This is a genomic window from Ruegeria sp. CDSB029 (assembly GCF_059611125.1).
This window is the reverse complement of sequence record NZ_JBXWOX010000018.1, coordinates 53,449-68,799: the sequence shown is the minus strand read 5'-3', so window position 1 is coordinate 68,799 and position 15,351 is coordinate 53,449. Positions and strand designations below refer to the sequence as shown.

Below are 15,351 nucleotides of genomic sequence, written 5' to 3'. Positions count from 1 at the left end.
CCAGACAAAGCAAAACGCTGAAGAAGGAACTAGAAAATGCGTCACGCACGTGGTTACCGCCGCCTTAACCGTACTCATGAGCACCGTAAGGCTCTGTTTGCAAACATGGCTGGCTCGCTCATCGAACATGAGCAGATCAAAACAACTCTGCCCAAGGCAAAAGAACTGCGCCCGATCATCGAAAAGCTGGTCACTCTGGGCAAGCGCGGCGATCTGCACGCCCGCCGTCAGGCCGCATCGCAGCTGAAAGAAGACAAAGACGTCGCAAAGCTGTTCGAAATCCTAGGCCCCCGCTACGCCGAACGTCAGGGCGGATACGTTCGCATCCTGAAAGCTGGCTTCCGCTATGGCGACATGGCACCGATGGCGATCATCGAATTCGTTGACCGTGATCTGGACGCCAAGGGCGCGGCTGACAAAGCCCGCGTTGCCGCCGAAGAGGCCGCAGACGAAGAATAAGAAAGCCCGGCTTTCTGAATTCAAACCCCCGCGTTTCGGACGCGGGGGTTTTTTCTTTTTGGTCCCTTGGTGTCGCGGTTAGAGCATTTTCGGCGATATCCGTTGATGAATCCCCGAACCTCACGGATCATGCTGCTCGATGAGCGTGGAGGACGGATTATGGCAATCCCAACTAAATTACCGAACGAACTCACGGGACCATCTGTCTGGACCGGTCAGGACATGCGTACGCGTCGGAGTGAATGGATCATTGATCTGACGGCGGACGACGTCGAGGATCTTGAGCAAGCTGCCCGTCACTATCTGAGCCTCGAAAGAGATATCGGTGAGATCACAAAACCCGCTTTCCCTCTAAAACGGTTTGACCGGCATCTGGCAAGCCTGCGAGAAAAACTGATCAACGGGATTGGTTTCGAAGTGATCCGTGGCCTTCCGGTGCAGAACTATACGCAACAGGTCGCAGCCACGATTTTCTGCGGCGTCGGTGCTCATCTGGGCTCGGCCCGGTCGCAGAACGCGCAGGGGCACATTCTGGGGCATGTGCGCGACATCGGTGCAGATGCGAACGATCCTAATACACGGATCTATCAAACGCATGAGCGCCAGACATTTCACACCGACAGCGCCGATATCGTCGGCCTGCTGTGCCTGCGCGAGGCTAAAGAGGGCGGAGACTCGCTGCTGGTCAGTGCCGAGATGATCTATAATAGGATGCGGTCAGAATGCCCGGAAATGGTGGAATTGTTGTTTGACCCCATAGCGACCGACCGGCGCGGGGAAGTACCAAACGGTATGGAACCTTTTATGTCGATCCCGCCGTTCTCCTGGCACGATGGTAAGCTGACGGTGTTCTACCAAAGGCAGTATATCGACAGTGCGCAACGATTTCCTGAAGCGATGCGGCTGACACCGGATCACATTGAGGCGCTGGATCGGTTTGATGCGCTGGCGAATGATCCCGACCTCTGTCTTTCCATGCGGCTGCAACCGGGTGACATGCAGTTCGTGTACAACCATTCGCAACTGCACGACCGGACCGGGTTCGTGGACTGGCCTGACCCGGCAGAGCGACGCCATTTGCTGAGGCTTTGGCTGTCGCCGAAAGGAGACCGCGAATTGCCCCAAGTTTTCAGGCAACGTTATGGCACGATTGAGGTGGGCCAGCGTGGCGGGATCATCACGGAAGGCACGCGGCTGCACGCTCCGTTGGATTGACGCCTCCAACGCGCTGAACGGATGCTTGCATTACGGCCCATGTAGACGCATATCCGATAGGCGATTAACCGACGGATGGATCATGCGGAAAGTTCTCTGTTCTCTGATGCTGGCGACGCTTGCAGTGTCAGCAAATGCTGAAACAAAGGTGCCAACATCGCAGGCCGAAATCAGCCTTGGTTTCGCGCCGGTGGTGAAACAGGCCTCACCCGCAGTCGTCAATATCTATGCCAAGATCGTAAGGCAGGGCCGGGCCAATCCGTTTTTCTCGGACCCGTTTTTTGAGGAGTTCTTTGGCAGGGGATTTGCCGAACCGCGCCCAAGGGTTCAGAACTCGCTGGGCTCTGGCGTCATTCTGTCTGCGGACGGCTATGTGGTGTCGAACTACCACGTTGTTGGAACTGCCACCGAAATCCGCGTCGTGACAACCGATCGGCGTGAGTATTCGGCACAAGTGGTGTTGGGGGACAAGGAAAGCGACATTGCGATACTGCGGTTGGAAGAGGCCAAAGACCTGCCGCATCTGAACTTTCGCGATTCCGACCATGTCGAGGTGGGAGAACTGACACTGGCGATTGGCAACCCGTTTGGTGTCGGCCAAACCGTGTCTTCCGGGATCATCTCAGGTCTGGCGCGGACTGGGACGGCAACGGGTAATGCACGTGGGTACTTCATTCAGACCGACGCCGCGATCAATCCTGGCAATTCCGGCGGGGCGCTGATCGACGTGAATGGCGATCTGATCGGGATTAACACCTCGATCCTGACGCGATCAGGCGGCTCCAACGGTATCGGGTTTGCGATCCCGGCAAATCTGGTGGCCGAATTTTTGCGCCAGGCCAAGGCCGGGAACGACAGCTTTGTCAGTCCGTGGGCCGGGGTCGCTGGTCAGCACATGAGTGCGGATATCGCCGAATCTCTGGGGTTGGTATTCCCTATGGGTGTTGTGATCTCGGACCTGCACGCCCTGAGTCCACTGGGTGAGGCAGGGCTGCGCGTGGGGGATGTGGTGACCCATGTGGATGGGGATGAGGTGAATTCCCCAGCCGAGATGAAGTTCCGCATGTCCGTCGCCGGCGTCGGTGGCACTTCGGTGCTGACCCGGCTGCGGGGTCACGACAGTGCGGATATCGAGGTTGCCCTGATCAAGGTCCCGGAAACTCCACCGGCTGATGAAACCGTTCTGAACGATAGCACCGTGATGCCGGGCCTGAAGGTGTCGCGCATCAACCCTGCGATCATTACCCAGATGGGGCTTTTGCTGTCGCAAACTGGCGTGGTGATTGTGGACGCAGACCGGTACGGTGGACGATCCGGATTGCGCGCTGGTGACGTGGTCCTAAGTATCAACGGAACGGAAGTCCAACATCCTAAAGACGTGGTGGATGCGATGACCGATCCGGGGCGCAGATTGAATTTGGATGTTCTGCGGGGTGGACAGGCCGTATCTTTGCGGTTCCGGCTGTAACTCAATGAGCGATCTGTTCGATTCCGGGGCGACCGCGCCCGCGCCAAACCCGCACCGCCCTTTAGCGGACCGACTGCGCCCGCAGTCGTTGGCCGAGGTCATCGGACAGCAGCAGGTACTGGGCCCGGACGCCCCGCTGGGGGTCATGTTAGCCTCGGGTAGCCTGTCCAGTTTGGTTTTCTGGGGCCCGCCGGGCGTTGGTAAAACCACCATTGCACGTTTGCTGGCGCAGGAAACCGACCTGCATTTCGTTCAGATCAGCGCGATTTTCACCGGTGTGCCGGACCTGAAGAAAGTGTTTGAGGCGGCAAAGATCCGTCGGCAGAACGGGCAGGGCACGTTGCTGTTTGTCGACGAGATTCACCGCTTCAACAAAGCGCAACAGGACGGGTTCCTGCCGCATATGGAGGATGGGACTATCCTTCTGGTCGGGGCCACGACCGAGAACCCGTCCTTTGAACTGAACGCCGCTGTGCTTAGTCGAGCACAGGTTCTTGTCCTTGAGCGGCTTAGCCTTGCGGATCTGGAACGTCTGACCCAGCGCGCAGAGATGGAACTCGACCGCGCCCTGCCACTGACAGGCGCGGCTCGAGAAGGTTTGCAAGAGATGGCGGATGGTGACGGTCGCGCGCTGTTGAACCTGATCGAACAGGTGGCGGCTTGGGCAGTGGATCCACCTCTGGACCTCGACGCGCTGTCCACGCGGCTGATGCGCCGTGCGGCCAAATACGACAAGTCGGGGGACGAGCATTATAATCTGATCTCGGCCCTGCATAAGTCCGTACGCGGATCTGACCCGGATGCGGCGCTTTACTGGTTTGCGCGGATGCTGACAGGTGGAGAAGATCCACGATATCTTGCACGGCGGATCACGCGGATGGCGGTCGAAGACATCGGTCTCGCCGATCCGCAGGCGCAGTCGATCTGCTTGCACGCGTGGGAAACCTACGAACGCCTGGGCAGCCCCGAAGGTGAGCTGGCCATCGCGCAGGCGCTGGTCTATCTGGCTTTGGCTCCTAAATCGAACGGCGCTTATGTGGGCTACAAAGCCGCCATGAGGCTGGCTAAGCAATCGGGCAGCGAACCGCCACCAAAGCATATCCTGAACGCGCCGACGTCGATGATGAAAGATCAGGGTTATGGCGCGGGCTATGCCTATGATCATGATGCAGAGGATGGGTTTTCGGGTCAGAACTATTTTCCCGATGGAATGGAACGGCCCGAGCTGTATCAACCTGTGGAACGTGGTTTTGAGCGGGAACTAAAAAAGCGGCTGGACTACTTTGCCAAGCTTCGGTCGCAGCGGAACAGATCCTAGCGCTGGCTTGACTCTTGCCGTGCGGCACGCCACAGACGCGCATGTTTTCTAAGGCACCTGAGGGCACGCAATCCGCGCGGAACCGCCGCGTGAAGGGGATATCGGTATGAGTGGCGTACAATTGATCACCGTGGCAGAGGGTGACGGCGACCAGCGGCTGGATCGGTGGCTGCGCCGCCTGTTCCCGCACGTCAGCCAGGGCCGCATCGAAAAGATGTGCCGCAAAGGTGAGGTGCGCGTGGAAGGCGGGCGGGTCAAAGCCTCGACCCGGCTTGAGGTCGGGCAGGTCGTGCGCGTGCCACCCTTGCCGGATGCTGATCACAAGCCGGTTGCAGTCAAACGAGGCATCTCGGATGCCGACGCCAAGATGATCCAGTCTTGCGTGATCTATCGCGACGATCATGTTCTGGCCCTGAACAAGCCACAAGGTCTTTCGGTGCAGGGCGGCAGTGGCCAAACCCGCCACGTGGACGGCCTGTCCGAGGCTTTGCGCTTTGGGTATGACGAAAATCCGCGCCTCGTGCACCGCTTGGACAAGGACACATCGGGTGTATTGCTGATGGCCCGCACCCGCGAGGCCGCCAAGGGGCTGACGGCCGCCTTCCGGCATCGCGATACACGCAAGATCTATTGGGCGCTGGTTGCTGGCGTGCCGACCCCGTATCTGGGCGAGATCAAGACCGGGTTGGTCAAGGCATCCGGTCACGGTAAACAGGGTGAGGGCGAGAAGATGATCGCCGTACATCTGAATGAAATCAACGACACGCCGGGTGCGAAACGGGCGCATACGCTGTATGCAACGCTGTATCGCGTGGCCGGGCGCGCCTCGTGGGTGGCGATGGAGCCGATCACCGGACGTACGCACCAGCTGAGGGTGCACATGGCGGCGATCGGTCACCCAATCGTTGGCGATGGCAAATACGGTGGCTCGGGGCAGGAAAATCTGGGGGACGGTTGGGGCGCGCAACTGGGCGGGGTCATCAGCAAGAAGCTGCACCTACACGCGCGGCAAGCCTCATTCCAGCATCCGGTCACGCGCAAGACCATAACCGTCAAAGCTCCGCTGCCTGAGCATATGAAACACAGCTGGGACACGTTCGGCTGGACCGAAGATCTGGCCGCGGAAGATCCGTTCGAGGAACTGCAATGAGCGCACCCTTGCGTTTGGTGCTTTTTGATGTGGACGGAACCCTTGTTGACAGCCAGGGCAGCATTGTCGCGGCGATGACCGCCAGTTTTGGGGCCCTGTCCTTGACGGTCCCTGACCGCAAGGCGATTTTGTCCATCGTCGGTCTGTCCTTGCCCAATGCCATGGCCCGGCTCGCGCCCGAGCAGAGCGAAACGGTTCAACACAACCTTGTTGAGGGCTACAAACAAGCCTATCACGCAAATCGTTTGGAGCAGGGGGCTGCAAGCTCACCGCTCTATCCCGGTGCGCGGGACGCAATCGAAACCCTGCATGACATCCCCGAGGTGCTGCTAGGTGTGGCCACCGGAAAATCCCAACGCGGTCTGGATGCCTTGATCGAAGCACATGACCTGGAGCGCTATTTCGTGACCCGGCAGGTTGCGGACCATCACCCCTCGAAACCGCATCCGTCGATGATCGACATGGCCCGTTCTGAAACAGGCGTTGATGCGGCGGATACGGTGATGATTGGCGATACCCGGTTCGACATGGATATGGCGCGGGCTGCCGGAGTAACAGGCATCGGCGTATCCTGGGGATATCATGACCGATCAGCCCTGAACGGCGCGGCCTGTATAATTGAAAATTTTGACCAGTTGCCCCGTGCGCTGGATAATATCTGGACCTGAAGACATGAGTGACTGGAAGCCCAAGCGATTTTGGACCGCAAGCGCGGTTGTCCAAGCGGAAGACGGATACACCGTCGAATTGGACGGTCGCCGGGTCAAGACCCCGGCCAAGGCCGCATTGATCCTGCCGACGCAGGCAATGGCCGAGGCGGTTGCTGCAGAATGGGACGCGCAGGAAAAAGAGGTTGATCCGACCCTGATGCCGTTTACCCGGTCTGCAAATGCGGCCATCGACAAAGTGCGTCATCAGCACGCCGAGGTTGCGGACATGCTGGCCGATTACGGCGATTCGGATTTGTTGTGTTACCGGGCGACACACCCGCAAACGTTGCAGCAGCGACAGGCAGATCAGTGGGACCCGGCCCTGGATTGGGCAGCTGAAACCCTAGTCGCGCGATTGGTTCCTGTGGTTGGTGTGCTGCATCAGCCACAGTCTGCAGAAGCGCTCAGCACACTTCGAGGCCGCGTACACGATTTCAACGACTTCCAGCTCGCCGCCTTTCACGATCTGGTCAGCCTGTCCGGCTCACTGGTACTGGGATTTGCCGCCGCCATGGACTGGCGCGCGGCGGACGAAATCTGGGACATCTCAAGGCTCGACGAAGCCTGGCAAACCGAACAATGGGGCCACGATGACGAGGCGCACGCGGTTGCCGAGATCAAAAAAGCTGCGTTTCTACACGCTAAACGGTTCATTGAAATCTCTATCTGAGCCTATTGGGCATTAATTTTTGACACAGATCCGGTCATCGCTGAATTGACTCATCGTTTTCCCTGATCCGACCCTTGACGTTTGTTTATGAATGCGAGCAAACTCATGCCCACTAAAGGGGAGACACCTTTGGAGTAACCTTTCTGGTGCCAGAGGTGCCGGACAGAGCCGTCCCGGAATAGGGGCGGGTAAACAGGAAGAGGTAAAAATGAAAAAATCCGTAATTTTGGGCGTGGCCACAGTTGCCGGTCTGGCTGCTGCGGCAGCGACAGCGGGCACCGTTGACGACGTCAAAGCGCGCGGCAAGCTGAACTGTGGCGTGTCCTCCGGACTGGCCGGCTTTTCGCTGCCTGACGCGAATGGCGAATGGCAAGGTTTTGACGTTGCTGTCTGCCGTGCCGTTGCCGCAGCCGTTCTGGGCGATTCCAGCGCTGTCGAGTTTGTGCCGACCACCGGTAAGACGCGCTTTACTGCGCTGGCTTCGGGTGAGATCGACATGCTGGCACGTAACACCACATGGACCTTCAGCCGCGATGTCGACCTCAAGTTCGAATTTGCTGGCGTCAACTACTATGACGGTCAGGGTTTCATGGTTCCGAAAGCACTGGGTGTTACCTCGGCCAAGGAACTGGACGGCGCGACCGTCTGCATCCAGACCGGCACCACGACCGAGCTGAACCTGGCCGATTTCTTCCGTGCCAACAACATCAGCTATGAGCCGGTTCCGATCGAAACCAACGCCGAAGCGCAGCAGCAGTATCTGGCTGGCGCATGTGACGTTTACACCACCGACGCATCGGGCCTGGCTGCAACCCGCGCCACGTTCGAAAACCCCGGTGATCACGTTCTGCTGCCCGAAATCATCTCGAAAGAGCCGCTGGGCCCGCTGGTCCGTCATGGCGACCACGAGTGGGGCGACATTGTCCGCTGGACTCTGAACGCACTGGTTTCGGCTGAAGAGCTGGGCGTGACTTCGGCGAACATTGATGAGCTGAGCGCTGGCACCGACAACCCGGAAGTGAACCGTCTGCTGGGTACCGAAGGTACTCTGGGCGAGATGCTGGGTCTAAACGCAGATTGGGCAGCAAGCGCGATCAAGGCGGGTGGCAACTATGGTGAAGTATTTGCCAAGAACATCGGTGAGGAAACTCCGATTGGTCTTGCACGCGGCCTGAATGCCCAGTGGACCGATGGTGGTCTGCTGTACTCGCCGCCGTTCCGCTAAAATCCACGGGAAAGGGCGCGGGGCAACCTGCGCCCTTTTTCCATAAATAAGAAACACTCCCGGATGGATTGAGCGAAGATCAACTTCGCCGGCAAAAAACGGGATGCACGGGGAAATACATAGGTCATGACGACTCTCACTGACCCGCCGAAGGAGCAGTTCCGGCTGTCCATGCTCCTTTACGATACGCGGTACCGATCAGCGACCATTCAGGTCATTGCATTGATTGGTTTCATGCTTCTGGCAGCCTGGATCATCTCAAATACCATTCAAAACCTTGAAGGGTTGGGAAAACCGGTCGAATTCGGTTTTTTTGCAGAATCCGCAAGTTATGACATTAACCAGCGATTGCTGGAATACACCTCACAGGACAGCCATCTTCGCGCCGCCTTCATCGGTTTGCTGAACACGCTGGTTGTTGCGGTTCTCGGGTGTATCACGGCGACGATAGTCGGCGTTTTTGTCGGCGTGCTGCGTCTGTCGAACAACTGGTTGGTCGCGCGTATCATGACCTTCTATGTCGAGATTTTCCGTAACGTGCCTGTCCTACTGTGGATCGTTCTGGCCATGGCCATTTTGATCGAAGGCTTGCCCGCACCTAATGCGTTCCGAGGTGATAACCCCACGGCAACGATGGATCTGTTCAACACCGTCGCCGTTACCAATCGGGGTGTGTATATCCCTGAGTTCCTGTTCTCGCGTAGTTTGGGCGACATCCACTTGTTTGGAACATCAAGCCTTCGGTTTGATATTTCGCTGGATCTGGTCGCGTTTCTGATCGTTCTGGGTGGCAGCATCTTTACCATGCGCAAAGTGTCCGCCTGGGCCGCCGCCAAACAGGAATCAACAGGCGACCGTCCTAAGATCTGGCATATCCAGCTGGGCATTCTGTTCGTCCCGATGATCATCCTGATGACTGCACTGGGCTTACACCTTGGATACCCGGAATTGAAAGGATTCAATTTCAGAGGCGGCACGCATATGCGCAACTCTCTGATCGCGCTATGGCTGGCTTTGTCGCTGTACACGGCGGCCTTCATCGCCGAGATCGTACGCGCCGGCATTCTGGCTATATCCAAGGGTCAGACCGAAGCCGCGTCTGCGCTGGGCTTGCGCCCGGGTCGCACCATGCGGCTGGTTATCCTGCCTCAGGCGCTGCGGGTGATCATCCCGCCGATGATCTCGAACTATCTAAACCTGACCAAGAACTCGTCGCTGGCGATCGCGGTCGGATACATGGACATCACGGGGACCCTGGGTGGCATCACAATGAACCAGACCGGCCGCGAGCTGGAATGCGTTCTGCTGCTGATGCTGGTCTATCTGTGCATCTCGCTGAGCATTTCGGCGGTGATGAACTGGTACAATAACCGTGTCAAACTGGTGGAGCGGTAATATGAGTGATGTTTCATTTGTCCGCACGGAAATGTTGCCGGAACAAGCCCCGCCAGCGTCCGAAGTTGGAGCAATCGGGTGGATCAGGCACAACCTGTTCTCCAGTTGGTTGAACGCGATCCTGACGTTGGTTTCGCTTTACGCGATCTGGTACGTGTTGTCGGGCGTTCTGCCATGGATCTTTCAGTCCGTCTGGAACGCCAACTCGCTGAACGAATGCCGCGAGATTATGATTGACACCTGGGGTTCAACCCATGGCCATGCCTGCTGGGCGGTGATCAATGACCGTTGGCTGCAGTTGCTGTTCGGGTTCTACCCGAGCCACCTGTACTGGCGTCCGATTGTATCGCTGATCCTGCTGTTGGTCGCATTGGCCCCGGTTCTGTACTCGGATCGTGTGCCGTCCAAGATGCTGATCGTCACGGCGATCTATCCGTTCCTGATGCCATTCCTGATGTGGGGCGGCACCATTTGGGGACCGATCGCGGCAGCGTTGGGGTTTGTTGTCGGTTGGGGTGTTTACACCCTTGTCAGCAAACAACTGAGCGGTCTGTTTGGCATGATTGCGGGTGTCGCAGCGTCGGTTATCTGGTGGCTGGTTTTGTCCAGCTATTTCGTCGGTGCGCTGGACTCGATCCTGCCAATCGGTATCGAAGCCGTACAAAGCCGTCAGTTCGGTGGCTTCATGCTGGCGATCTTGCTGGGTGTCGTGGCCATTGGTGTCTCGTTGCCGATCGGAATTGTACTGGCGCTGGGCCGTCAGTCCGACCTGATGATCGTCAAGTACCTGTGCGTGGGCTTTATCGAGTTCATCCGCGGTGTGCCGCTGATCACGCTGCTGTTCGTGGCCTCGCTGCTGCTGAACCTGTTCCTGCCGCCGGGCACAAACTTTGACATCATCCTGCGGGTGATGATCATGATGACCCTGTTCTCAGCCGCCTATATGGCCGAGGTGATCCGGGGTGGTTTGGCTGCCCTGCCACGCGGTCAGTATGAAGGTGCCGACAGTCTCGGCCTGAACTACTGGCAAGCACAGCGACTGATCATCATGCCGCAAGCCCTGAAAATCTCAATTCCGGGCATCGTGAGCACATTCATCGGGATCTTCAAAGATACGACACTGGTGTCGATCATCGGATTGTTCGACGTGATCGGACTGGCATCTGCCATCCGCGCCGACACCGCCTGGAACGGCATCTACTGGGAACTGTTCGCGTTTATCGCTGCGCTGTTCTTCGTCGTCTGCTTCTCCATGTCCCGTTACTCCATGTATCTGGAGCGCAAGCTTCAGACTGGCCACCATTAAGGAGTTCAACATATGTCTGAACTTGCAATTGACCGTCAAATCGATCGCTCGAAGATGCAGGTGAGCGACGAGGTCGCCATCGAAATCAACAACATGAACAAGTGGTACGGATCTTTCCACGTGCTGCGCGACATCAATCTGACCGTCAATCAGGGCGAGCGGATCGTGATCGCGGGGCCTTCCGGTTCCGGAAAGTCCACACTGATCCGTTGCTTGAACGCGCTGGAGGAACACCAGCAGGGCACGATCATGGTGGATGGGACCGAGCTGTCGAATGACCTCAAGAACATCGACAAGATCCGGTCCGAGGTTGGCATGGTGTTCCAGCACTTCAACCTGTTCCCGCATCTGACCATTCTGGAGAACTGCACGCTGGCCCCGATCTGGGTGCGCAAGACGCCCAAGAAAGAGGCGGAAGAGCGCGCGATGCACTTCCTGGAGAAGGTGAAAATCCCCGAGCAGGCGGATAAGTATCCCGGTCAGCTTTCGGGTGGTCAGCAGCAACGTGTGGCGATTGCCCGCTCGCTCTGCATGATGCCGCGGATCATGTTGTTCGATGAACCGACATCGGCGCTGGACCCCGAGATGATCAAAGAGGTGCTCGACACCATGATCGAGCTGGCCGAGGAAGGCATGACCATGCTGTGCGTCACGCACGAGATGGGCTTTGCCCGTCAGGTTGCCAACCGAGTGATCTTTATGGATGCCGGTCAGATCGTGGAGCAGAACGAACCGGAAGAGTTCTTCAACAACCCGCAGAGCGAGCGGACCAAGCTGTTCCTCAGCCAGATTCTGGGTCACTGAACCCGGTTACCAATTCAGGAAAAGGCGGGGCTTTGGCCTCGCCTTTTTCTATTCCAGCAACTCGCGTGGAATAACAAACCCCTGCACATCGCCGCTGTGCCACCGGACGTCGGACCAATCCCCGATGTCAAAGCGGATCACAGTCGTTGCACAGGTCGGGTAGTCGTAGAACCGGGCGTGATCCGGCGGGTGCTTAACGATTTGGTTTGCAAAACCGGCAATGCCGGGATTGTGGCCCAGCATCAAAACGGTCTGTTTCGTCGCGTCCGATAATTCAAGCAGCATATCTGCGGGGTCCGCATGGTAAAGCGTTCGGTGAAAGCAAACGCTATCTGCCTTCAGGCCCATCCTTTCCCACGTCTCGCGGGTTCTGGCCGAGCTTGAGCTGAGAACTTCATCCGGCAACCAGTCGTTTTCACGCAGCCACGTCGCAATCGCCGGGGCCGACCTGCGCCCGCGCTTGTTCAGCGGGCGATCATGATCTTCAAGGGCCGGGCTGTCCCAACTGGATTTCGCGTGGCGTGTCAGGATCAGTGTGCGTGTCATTATGGGTGAAAGGCACTCATGTGATGCGCGGATTGTTCGGGATCACGCGCGGCACCCGAGCTGAGAGGACAGGATAGCCGCACAAGACAACCGCCGGTCATGCAGGTTTGCCCTTCAGGAGTGGACAGGTGTCCATGGCAGGTCGACACATCATAAAAGTCCCGACTGTTCAAAGCGCCCACGGGACATGTCTGGGCGCAGGGGGCGGCGCAGGTGGTGCAGGGGGACGCGTCAGGTGGTGCGGGTATGGGAAATTCGTTGGTGAAATGCAGCGCGCCCCGGAATGAGATCATCATGCCGACCTCATCGTGCACCAAAGCGCCCACCGGGCTGCTGAACGTGCGTCCCGATTTCAATGCCCAGTCGATAAAGGGCGTGTAGGGCGGGCCGCCAAACGGAAAATGGGCTGTGGCGGACAAGTCCTGTGCCATCTGCCCCACCACACGCAGCGACCAGCGGTCAACCGGGTCATTACCTTGCCATTCAGGCGAGGACTTCAGGGCGGGCCAGAAAGCCCCCCCTGCACCCAACAGGATCAGCGTGCCGCCTTCCAACTGCTTGGCGTCTGCAACGCGAGGGTGCAGCGCGCCCATGATGATCAGGCCAACGTCCTGTGCAGCCTTTTCGATATCAGCATAGCTAAGCGCTGCCGGGTCAGAGGAGGGGGGATGGCGTTCGGTCATGTCTCCTCCGCCAAAGGCTCAATCCGGTCGGATCAGCGACCCGGCGCCGTGTTCCGTATAAAGTTCAAGCAAGACGGCATTCGGCGCGCGTCCGTCAAGGATAACTACGGCACGGACCCCGCTGTGCAGCGCGTCCAGAGCCGTCTCGGTCTTGGGTATCATGCCGCCCGCAATGGTGCCGTCCAGCGTCATCTCTCGGATTTGACCCGCCTTCAGTTCGGTCACGACGTCCCCGGCGGCATTCTTAACACCCGAGACATCGGTCAACAGTAGCAGTCGATCGGCCTTTAGCGCGGATGCAATAGCACCAGCGGCAGTATCCCCATTGACGTTGAAGGTTTCCCCGTTCCGGCCCGCACCCAGCGGGGCGATGACAGGAATTACATCATGGGCAAACAGGTCATGCAGGATTTTCGGGTTCATCTCTGCCGGGCTTCCGACAAAACCCAGGGATTCATCAGTCTGATCACAAGTCATCAACTGCGCATCCTTGCCCGACAGGCCCACGGCCGAGCCGCCCTGGCCATTGATCGCCTGCACGATGCGCTTGTTCACGAGGCCGGACAGCACCATCTCAACCACTTCAACGGTTGCTTTGTCGGTGACACGCTTGCCGTTCACGAAATCGGACTGGATATCCAGCTTATCCAGCATCGCGTTGATCATTGGACCGCCGCCGTGCACGACAACCGGGTTCACCCCGACCTGACGCATCAGGACGACATCGCGTGCGAAGCTTTCCATGGCTTCGTCACTGCCCATGGCGTGGCCGCCAAGTTTAATGACGACAATAGCGCCGTCGTAGCGTTGCAGGTATGGCAGTGCGCTGTTCAGCGTTGCGGCGGTGGCGATCCAGTCCCGGTTCATGTCTCTTGTCTTCATGGCTGCAGTCCCTCTGGGAACCCGTGTTAGGGCCTTTGCGCAGTTCTGCCAAGACCGGATCGCGCATAGGGCCGCGCCGGTTGCCCGGATGCGGCTGTCTGTGTGTCAGCTTATCGCGCGTTTCATCGCCGGGATGTTGCTGATCAGCAGCAAATCGACGGCCAGTACGGTCAGCAAGGTCAGGCCCACTAGAGGGAAGGCCATCGCGGTGAACAAGCCGATCAGGATGGCCCCTTTCCACAATGGCAGCTCTGCAGGCATTGGCGGTGCAGCCAGACGCCCGGCCCGCTGAGGCCGGCGTTTTATCCACATTACAACGCCTGAGACGCAGACAAAGATGACCGACAGGCAGAACACCAGGTTCAGGACAAAGTTCCACATGCCCATCAGACCCATGTGAAACGGGATCCCAATAGCCATGGATTTTCCCATCAACGAGTAATCCTCATACCGGACATCCGCCAGAATCTTGCCGGTAAATTGATCCACGTGGACAGTGCGGTCGTTCACCGGATCGGCCGAGTCGCTGCTCATGCTGTCGCGGTTCAGGGTCCAGACACCATCCTCGCCGCCTGGATAGGCCACACGAAAGCGTCCGGTCATGTCCAAAGCGGTGCCAAGGGCCACAAGCGCGTCGATACCGACCTGTGTGCCTTGTGGGACGCCGCCGGTCCTGGCCTCGGACCCAGAGGCGGGCATGGGCGTTTGTTCCAACGCCCATGGGACGTCATTCTGGTGGCCGTGGTTCATGCTGGCGTGGATGTCATCGGACAGGGGGACATTATCCCATTTCTCGGCCGGAAAGCTGCTCCAGGGTTGGACGATCATGCCGCCCCAGACGCCCGCCCAGGAGAGGCCCGAGATCAGGAAGATCACCAACAGCCCGGACATCCAGAACCCAATCACAGCGTGCAGCGACCGCCACAACGCGCGGCCGCGTGCGCGCAGATTGGGGGCAAAGGCAGATAAGGTGTTTCCACGCGGCCACCTCATGTAAAGGCCGGTAAAGACCAAAAGCAGGCTCAGCCCCGCTGCGATTTCAATAATGCGGTCTCTGGTCGTGCCAATCAGAAGGGTCGAGTGAATGTTGTCGGCCAGATCATACCATCCGGCGCGGCGATCCCAGACCTGCAGAACCTCTCCGGCATAAGGATCGACGGCGACAAGACGCTGATCCTCGTCGGTTTTGATGCGAAACACAGTGGCCAAATTATCGGCTTTTGGGCCGATCCATTCGACGACCGTGCCGGGCACCTCATCAAGCGCGATAAGGGCCTGTTGTGAGGCCGGTAGCGCTTGCCCGTGGACGTCCACAGCGATTTTTTCGCCGTCGCGACCGTCGAACTGGGTGATGAACATCATCATTAGTCCGGTTACTGCCAGAACGATCAGGAACGGGATGACGAAGATCCCGGCATAAAAGTGCCACCGCCAGGCGGCGAAATAGAATTTTTGCGCAGCAGTGTTCTGCGCCGGGGTGTCCCCCAGGTTTTGGCTGTCCAGTGCCATTTTTGTTCTCC

Annotated in this window: 15 protein-coding genes; 11 read left to right on the top strand and 4 right to left on the bottom strand. The window is 58.3% G+C overall.

Features of this window, described 5'->3' with window-relative positions:
- The first annotated feature begins 36 nt into the window (after positions 1 to 36).
- From rplQ to AC2FI8_RS18540, 11 genes are all read left to right on the top strand, one after another.
- Complete coding sequence (gene rplQ, locus AC2FI8_RS18590; RefSeq protein WP_058272384.1) at positions 37 to 459, top strand: 50S ribosomal protein L17; 423 nt, start codon at positions 37 to 39, stop codon at positions 457 to 459.
- A gap of 159 nt (positions 460 to 618) precedes the next feature.
- Positions 619 to 1,674, top strand: coding sequence for a TauD/TfdA family dioxygenase (locus AC2FI8_RS18585; RefSeq protein ID WP_496780529.1), 1,056 nt, complete (start codon positions 619 to 621; stop codon positions 1,672 to 1,674).
- Positions 1,675 to 1,753: 79 nt separating this feature from the next.
- The gene (locus AC2FI8_RS18580) at positions 1,754 to 3,142 is read left to right on the top strand and encodes a trypsin-like peptidase domain-containing protein (RefSeq protein WP_496770194.1); all 1,389 of its coding nucleotides are present in this window, start codon (positions 1,754 to 1,756) and stop codon (positions 3,140 to 3,142) included.
- A gap of 4 nt (positions 3,143 to 3,146) precedes the next feature.
- A complete protein-coding gene (locus AC2FI8_RS18575) occupies positions 3,147 to 4,460 on the top strand; it encodes a replication-associated recombination protein A (protein ID WP_496770166.1) in 1,314 nt (437 codons plus the stop codon).
- Positions 4,461 to 4,566: 106 nt separating this feature from the next.
- On the top strand, positions 4,567 to 5,610 hold the full coding sequence (locus AC2FI8_RS18570) for an RluA family pseudouridine synthase (RefSeq protein ID WP_496780528.1): 1,044 nt from the start codon (positions 4,567 to 4,569) through the stop codon (positions 5,608 to 5,610).
- Positions 5,607 to 6,278 carry an HAD-IA family hydrolase gene (locus AC2FI8_RS18565; RefSeq protein ID WP_496780527.1) on the top strand — a complete coding sequence of 224 codons (672 nt, stop codon included), beginning with the start codon at positions 5,607 to 5,609 and terminating at the stop codon, positions 6,276 to 6,278. Before AC2FI8_RS18570 ends, AC2FI8_RS18565 begins: the two co-directional genes overlap by 4 nt.
- Before the next feature lie 4 nt (positions 6,279 to 6,282).
- Positions 6,283 to 6,990, top strand: coding sequence for an ATP12 family chaperone protein (locus tag AC2FI8_RS18560; RefSeq protein WP_496780526.1), 708 nt, complete (start codon positions 6,283 to 6,285; stop codon positions 6,988 to 6,990).
- A 208-nt stretch (positions 6,991 to 7,198) separates the two neighbouring features.
- Positions 7,199 to 8,215 (top strand): amino acid ABC transporter substrate-binding protein, encoded by a 1,017-nt coding sequence (locus AC2FI8_RS18555; protein WP_496780525.1) that lies wholly within the window; start codon positions 7,199 to 7,201, stop codon positions 8,213 to 8,215.
- 126 nt (positions 8,216 to 8,341) lie between these two features.
- Complete coding sequence (locus AC2FI8_RS18550) at positions 8,342 to 9,610, top strand: amino acid ABC transporter permease (RefSeq protein ID WP_496780524.1); 1,269 nt, start codon at positions 8,342 to 8,344, stop codon at positions 9,608 to 9,610.
- A gap of 1 nt (position 9,611) precedes the next feature.
- Complete coding sequence (locus AC2FI8_RS18545; protein ID WP_496780523.1) at positions 9,612 to 10,916, top strand: amino acid ABC transporter permease; 1,305 nt, start codon at positions 9,612 to 9,614, stop codon at positions 10,914 to 10,916.
- Positions 10,917 to 10,928: 12 nt separating this feature from the next.
- A complete protein-coding gene (locus AC2FI8_RS18540; protein ID WP_058272392.1) occupies positions 10,929 to 11,720 on the top strand; it encodes an amino acid ABC transporter ATP-binding protein in 792 nt (263 codons plus the stop codon).
- Between the two features lie 48 nt (positions 11,721 to 11,768).
- On the opposite strand, the gene AC2FI8_RS18535 is transcribed toward AC2FI8_RS18540, so the two are convergent.
- The 4 genes from AC2FI8_RS18535 to AC2FI8_RS18520 form a co-directional block, all read right to left on the bottom strand.
- Positions 11,769 to 12,266, bottom strand: a complete 498-nt coding sequence (locus tag AC2FI8_RS18535; protein ID WP_496725278.1) for a SixA phosphatase family protein — start codon at positions 12,264 to 12,266, stop codon at positions 11,769 to 11,771.
- Complete coding sequence (locus tag AC2FI8_RS18530; RefSeq protein ID WP_496770151.1) at positions 12,266 to 12,949, bottom strand: ferredoxin; 684 nt, start codon at positions 12,947 to 12,949, stop codon at positions 12,266 to 12,268. Before AC2FI8_RS18530 ends, AC2FI8_RS18535 begins: the two co-directional genes overlap by 1 nt.
- A gap of 18 nt (positions 12,950 to 12,967) precedes the next feature.
- On the bottom strand, positions 12,968 to 13,831 hold the full coding sequence (gene argB / locus AC2FI8_RS18525; RefSeq protein ID WP_496770148.1) for an acetylglutamate kinase: 864 nt from the start codon (positions 13,829 to 13,831) through the stop codon (positions 12,968 to 12,970).
- A 105-nt stretch (positions 13,832 to 13,936) separates the two neighbouring features.
- Positions 13,937 to 15,340 (bottom strand): PepSY-associated TM helix domain-containing protein, encoded by a 1,404-nt coding sequence (locus AC2FI8_RS18520; RefSeq protein ID WP_496780522.1) that lies wholly within the window; start codon positions 15,338 to 15,340, stop codon positions 13,937 to 13,939.
- Positions 15,341 to 15,351 lie beyond the last annotated feature (11 nt).

What these genes read in the sequence shown, in the direction of transcription:
- AC2FI8_RS18565 (WP_496780527.1), top strand. Translation starts at nt 5,607, where the DNA reads ATGAGCGCACCCTTGCGTTTGGTGCTTTTTGATGTGGACGGAACCCTT.
- AC2FI8_RS18585 (WP_496780529.1), top strand. Translation starts at nt 619, where the DNA reads ATGGCAATCCCAACTAAATTACCGAACGAACTCACGGGACCATCTGTC.
- AC2FI8_RS18540 (WP_058272392.1), top strand. Translation starts at nt 10,929, where the DNA reads ATGTCTGAACTTGCAATTGACCGTCAAATCGATCGCTCGAAGATGCAG.
- AC2FI8_RS18560 (WP_496780526.1), top strand. Translation starts at nt 6,283, where the DNA reads ATGAGTGACTGGAAGCCCAAGCGATTTTGGACCGCAAGCGCGGTTGTC.
- AC2FI8_RS18570 (WP_496780528.1), top strand. Translation starts at nt 4,567, where the DNA reads ATGAGTGGCGTACAATTGATCACCGTGGCAGAGGGTGACGGCGACCAG.
- AC2FI8_RS18520 (WP_496780522.1), bottom strand. Translation starts at nt 15,340, where the DNA reads ATGGCACTGGACAGCCAAAACCTGGGGGACACCCCGGCGCAGAACACT.
- rplQ (WP_058272384.1), top strand. Translation starts at nt 37, where the DNA reads ATGCGTCACGCACGTGGTTACCGCCGCCTTAACCGTACTCATGAGCAC.
- AC2FI8_RS18555 (WP_496780525.1), top strand. Translation starts at nt 7,199, where the DNA reads ATGAAAAAATCCGTAATTTTGGGCGTGGCCACAGTTGCCGGTCTGGCT.
- AC2FI8_RS18550 (WP_496780524.1), top strand. Translation starts at nt 8,342, where the DNA reads ATGACGACTCTCACTGACCCGCCGAAGGAGCAGTTCCGGCTGTCCATG.
- AC2FI8_RS18545 (WP_496780523.1), top strand. Translation starts at nt 9,612, where the DNA reads ATGAGTGATGTTTCATTTGTCCGCACGGAAATGTTGCCGGAACAAGCC.
- AC2FI8_RS18535 (WP_496725278.1), bottom strand. Translation starts at nt 12,266, where the DNA reads ATGACACGCACACTGATCCTGACACGCCACGCGAAATCCAGTTGGGAC.
- argB (WP_496770148.1), bottom strand. Translation starts at nt 13,831, where the DNA reads ATGAAGACAAGAGACATGAACCGGGACTGGATCGCCACCGCCGCAACG.
- AC2FI8_RS18530 (WP_496770151.1), bottom strand. Translation starts at nt 12,949, where the DNA reads ATGACCGAACGCCATCCCCCCTCCTCTGACCCGGCAGCGCTTAGCTAT.
- AC2FI8_RS18575 (WP_496770166.1), top strand. Translation starts at nt 3,147, where the DNA reads ATGAGCGATCTGTTCGATTCCGGGGCGACCGCGCCCGCGCCAAACCCG.